Origin of the sequence: Citrobacter sp. Cc139, from assembly GCF_030334645.1 — a bacterium.
In the GTDB taxonomy this organism is placed as follows: domain Bacteria; phylum Pseudomonadota; class Gammaproteobacteria; order Enterobacterales; family Enterobacteriaceae; genus Citrobacter; species Citrobacter werkmanii.
In genome coordinates this window covers 1-4840 of sequence record NZ_JAOWDM010000086.1, presented here as the reverse complement: position 1 = coordinate 4840, position 4840 = coordinate 1, and the positions used below count along the sequence as shown (strand labels likewise).

Here is a 4840-nt window from a genome sequence, read left to right as displayed (position 1 = left end):
CTGGAAGAGGCCGCCAAAAAGCGCGCGCTGACCGCCGATGAAAAATCGGTGCTGGCGAACAAAGACGAGGTACTGGCGCGGGCCGAAGTGAATGCCCGGCTGGGCGATCAGATTGTTGCCCAGGAACGGTTAAACCGCCTGCAGGACAGCTCGCAGAAGTACGTTACCCAGATTGGTGAGAAAACCCGAGCGCTTGTGGCCGGGGGCAGCATGAGCAGTCGCGGCGCGCAGCGGCAAAACGAAGAGGCACAGCTGCGGCAGGGCTGGATGAATGCCGGCGGTACGGACACCGATCAGGGTTATCAGAACGAACTGGATGCACTGAAGAAATATTATGCCGCACAGGACGAGCTCCGCGGCAACTGGCAGGCCGGGGCGAAATCAGCGTGGGCTGACTATGCCGATTCAGCAGTTGATGCCTATGGCTCGATGAAGTCCGCTGCTTCAGCCACATTCGATGGTATCAGCCAGAATATGGCCGATATGCTGACGACAGGGAAAGCAAACTGGGCAGATTTCACCCGTTCCACGTTGTCGATGCTGACGCAGATCCTGATGAAGCAGGCCATGGCTGGCCTGGTCAGTTCTGCCACGTCAGCGCTGGGTTTTGCTGGCGGTGGTTATACAGGATCCGGCGGCAAGTATGAGCCAGCAGGTGTGGTGCACCGTGGAGAGTTTGTCTTTACGCAGGAAGCCACTAACCGAATCGGTGTCGGCAACCTTTATCGCATGATGCGCGGTTATGCGACTGGTGGTCTGGTCGGGGGGAGTGGCGCTGGCGTTGCTTCTCCTTTTGGTGTCAGCGTGTATGCACCGGTTTCGGTTACAACAGGCCAGGGGGATTCCGGTCAGCAGAAAGGAAACGGTGATGCGCTGGGGAAAGCCTATCAGCAGGTGATCAACAGTTCCATCAGGGAAGGTATCACCAGAGAGGTCCGGCCCGGAGGCATTATCTGGAATGCAACAAAACAGAGGTAAGCAATGGCGATCGAGCATTTTGCGTGGCGGATTAAAGCATCCAGCCAGCCGACCCTGAAAAGTAAGGATACCGTCCGCACGGCACAGTTTGGTGATGGCTATAAGCAAGTATCAGGTGCCGGGATGAATGATGAAACGCTCAGCTATGAGTTTTCATTTACCGGCGAACCGGGAACCGTCAAGGATATCTATGCTTTCCTGCGGCGCCATAAGACGAAATCATTTTCGTTTACCCCGCCAGGCGGTGATCTTGCGCTGTGGCGCGTTGAGGCAGACAGCCTGCAGCGCGTTACCAAAAGTAAAACGGTGGAAACCGTATCAGCCACCTTTGAACAGGCGTTTGCACCATGAGCTTAAACAATGATTATCAGAAACTTGAGCCGGGCAATGTTGTCCGGCTTTTTGATGTCGATGGCACCGCATTTGGTGTTTCCGACGTTCTCCGCTTCCACGCCCACAACATTGCCCACACTCCCGATGAAATTGCCGCTGCTGGTGGAGATGAAAATAAGCTACCGGCGAAATCGATCTGGTGGCAGGGGCAGGAATATAAAGCCTGGCCCTGCCAGATAGAGGGTATTGAGACGGCGACCAACGGGACCAGCGCGCAGCCGACGCTGTCGGTCGCTAACCTGGATAGTTCCATTACGGCGCTGTGTCTTGCTTATGATGACCTGCTGCAGGCAAAGGTCACGATTCATGACACGCTGGCGCAGTATCTGGATGCGAAAAACTATCCGGAGGGCAACCCGTCGGCGGATCCGCAGCAGGAAAAGCTGAAGGTGTTTTACATTGATGCCAAGAGCACTGAAACCAACGAAGTGGTGGCGTTTACGTTGTCCAGTCCAATGGACCTGCAGGGGTTGATGATCCCGACGCGCCAGCTACATTCGCTTTGTACCTGGTGTATCCGTAACAAATATCGCTCAGGTGATGGATGTGACTATGCCGGAACGCGTTATTTCGACAAGCACAACAACCCGGTTAACGATCCGTCACTCGATGAATGTCCCGGTACGCTCACTGCGTGCAAGTTGAGGCATGGCGAGGGGAACGAGTTGCCGTTCGGTGGCTTCCCTGGCACATCCCTGATCAGGAGCTGATATGCGTCAGAAAATTATCGACGCCATTATGGCGCATGCTGCTGCTGAATATCCGCGTGAATGCTGCGGCGTAGTGGTGCAAAAAAGCAGGGTGCAGCGGTACATTCCCTGCCGTAATCTGGCAACCGATCCGACAGAGCATTTCCACCTGTCGCCGGAAGATTATGCCGCTGCCGAAGACTGGGGAACAGTGATTGCCATTGTCCACAGCCACCCGGATGCCACGACGCAGGCGAGCGAACTGGATAAGGCACAGTGTGACGCTACGTTACTTCCCTGGCATATAGTCAGCTGGCCGGAAGGGGATTTACGCACCATTCAGCCGCGCGGCGAGTTACCGCTGCTGGAACGTCCGTTCGTGCTCGGCCATTTTGATTGCTGGGGGCTGGTGATGAGTTATTTCCGGCAAACGCATGGCATTGAGCTGACGGATTACCGCGTGGATTATCCCTGGTGGGAGGATAGTTATCCCGAAAACTTCTACCACGATTGCTGGTATGAATGCGGATTCCGTGAATTCAGCGGCGCACCGCAGCCAGGTGATATGGTTATCATGCAGGTCCAGGCAAATAAGTGGAACCATGCCGGGATCCTGCTGGAAGGTAACATGCTACTACATCACCTTTACGGGCATCTGAGCCAGCGTGTGCCATACGGCGGCTACTGGCAAGAAAGAACAATGAAGATTCTAAGGTATCGTGATTTCGCAAGTTAAAAAGCTGTATAGCGCATTGATTTATGAATGTTTGATGTTGTCTTCTATTCATTCAAGATGGTTTAATTACCTTGTAGCATGTTAACAAGGGAAAGACATGAAAAACCATCTACTTGCACTGGCTTTATTATTTTTTTCGTCATTATCAATGGCATATGATAGCGTCAAAGGGTATGGAAACACTTCTTGGGGGATGAGCCCAGAAGAGGTAATTGGTGCTGAAAATGGTAAGGTTCATAAAATCACTCCCCCATTGGAATACTATGAAACATTAGGACTTGTTGGAGTTGATAAGGTTGAAATCGGTGGTGGGAATTTCAAAGTTGTATATCAATTTAAGGAAAGTAAGCTTGTACAGGTTATAGTGCAGTCTATCGATAATAAATTTGTAAATATCAATAAAGGGTTATTTCAATCTGTTGATTCACTTTTGACACAAAAATATGGCACCCCTGTTTATAAAGAGCCATATAAAGAGATAGTTTGGAATGTTTCTGGTATGAACGTAAATCTTAGCCATACTATTATTGACGGCATATCTAATTTTGTTACTGTTACGTATAGACCAGAATCAGAACAGGCTAAAAAAAGTGATAATCTGTAATGCATGAGGTTAATTTTGAAAAAGCTACTTTCTTTAATTTTTTGCACTCTTCTAACCGCCTGTAGTACCGGGTCTCTCGAAGCGCAGAAACCAATATTTGAAATGCACACCGATAAAGACATTGATACGGTTAACAGATGTATTGCTCCAAAATGGCTTGAATTACGTGCATCTAGTACAAGTATACCGACTGCATCAGGGTATAAAATAACTGCATCAGATGATATCTTTGGCGCTTTATCTATTGTTAATATTGATAAGTCTTCAAATAGTGGCAGTGATGTTAAAGTTTACGCTGTTGCTAGAGGATGGAATGACCACTGGGCAAATGCAGCAAAATCCTGTATGTGATTTTAATTAATTAAAAAGGCCACTTGCGAGTGGCCTTTTTTATGGGGTAAATATGCAAGAAATAATGACTAGGATTGAACTAGGTGGCGCGTTAGGTAAAACATTTGGTAGAACCCATGACAGATTAATACGTACAACAGCAGAGGCTATCAATGCATTATCAAAAACAATTTGTGGATTTGAACAATATTTAAATACTAGTAAAAATCGTGGTCTAACGTATGCTGTATTTAAAGGTAAAAGAAATATTGGAAAAGATGATTTATGTTTTCCAGTTACAGGAGAGGTGATAAGAATTATCCCTGTTGTAATTGGCAGTAAAAAGGCTGGCCTACTTCAAACAGTTTTAGGGGCTGTCCTTGTTGTCGTTGGTGTTGCAGTCGGATATTTATCGGGCGGAACTTTATCAGCAGTAGGCTATGGCGCTGCAAAACTAGGCGCTGCAATGATGCTTGGTGGTGTTGTTCAAATGCTCTCACCTCAACCATCAGGTCTTGCCAGTAAGCAAAGTGCAGATAACCGCGCTTCGTATGCTTTCGGCGGGGTAACCAATACAGCGGCGCAGGGATATCCCGTCCCCCTAGGGTATGGTAAGCGTCGAATTGGTGGGGCGATTATTTCTGCTGGAATCTACGTCGAAGATCAGCAGTAAGAAAAAATCCTTTTCTCAGGCTACCTCAGGGTGGCTTTTTTTATGGGCGCGATATGGCTTCAGCAACTACGATTAAAGGCCGCAAGGGCGGCGGCTCCAGTTCCCGAACCCCAACCGAACAGCCTGATGATTTGCAATCTGTAGCGAAGGCCAAAATCCTCGTTGCTCTTGGGGAAGGGGAGTTTGCAGGGCAGTTGACGGGTAAAAATATTTATCTGGATGGTACTGCGCTTGAGAATGCGGATGGCTCGCAGAATTTCAGTGGCGTAGTGTGGGAGTTCCGTTCAGGAACGCAGGCACAGAATTACATTCAGGGTATCCCCGGTACTGAAAATGAGATCAATGTTGGCTCTGAGGTTTCAAGTGCAACAGCATGGACACGTACCTTTACCAATTCCCAGCTTTCAGCCGTTCGTCTGCGCCTGAAATGGCCATCG

At 49.1% G+C, this 4840-nt stretch carries 8 protein-coding genes; all 8 read left to right on the top strand.

Features of this window, described 5'->3' with window-relative positions:
- The coding region (locus OGV69_RS15575; protein WP_286469407.1) for a phage tail tape measure protein at positions 1-978 on the top strand (978 nt) is incomplete at its 5' end.
- A 3-nt stretch (positions 979-981) separates the two neighbouring features.
- Complete coding sequence (locus tag OGV69_RS15570; protein WP_048216155.1) at positions 982-1329, top strand: phage tail protein; 348 nt, start codon at positions 982-984, stop codon at positions 1327-1329.
- Positions 1326-2081: a phage minor tail protein L gene (locus OGV69_RS15565; protein ID WP_227409232.1), complete on the top strand. Its 756-nt coding sequence runs from the start codon at positions 1326-1328 to the stop codon at positions 2079-2081. Before OGV69_RS15570 ends, OGV69_RS15565 begins: the two co-directional genes overlap by 4 nt.
- A gap of 1 nt (position 2082) precedes the next feature.
- On the top strand, positions 2083-2796 hold the full coding sequence (locus OGV69_RS15560) for a C40 family peptidase (RefSeq protein WP_069325446.1): 714 nt from the start codon (positions 2083-2085) through the stop codon (positions 2794-2796).
- A gap of 97 nt (positions 2797-2893) precedes the next feature.
- On the top strand, positions 2894-3400 hold the full coding sequence (locus OGV69_RS15555; RefSeq protein ID WP_069325445.1) for a hypothetical protein: 507 nt from the start codon (positions 2894-2896) through the stop codon (positions 3398-3400).
- Positions 3401-3415: 15 nt separating this feature from the next.
- The gene (locus OGV69_RS15550; RefSeq protein WP_074458570.1) at positions 3416-3751 is read left to right on the top strand and encodes a hypothetical protein; all 336 of its coding nucleotides are present in this window, start codon (positions 3416-3418) and stop codon (positions 3749-3751) included.
- 52 nt (positions 3752-3803) lie between these two features.
- Positions 3804-4403, top strand: a complete 600-nt coding sequence (locus OGV69_RS15545; protein ID WP_069325444.1) for a tail assembly protein — start codon at positions 3804-3806, stop codon at positions 4401-4403.
- 53 nt (positions 4404-4456) lie between these two features.
- On the top strand, positions 4457-4840 hold a 384-nt coding region (gpJ, locus tag OGV69_RS15540), incomplete at its 3' end, for a TipJ family phage tail tip protein (protein WP_425592481.1).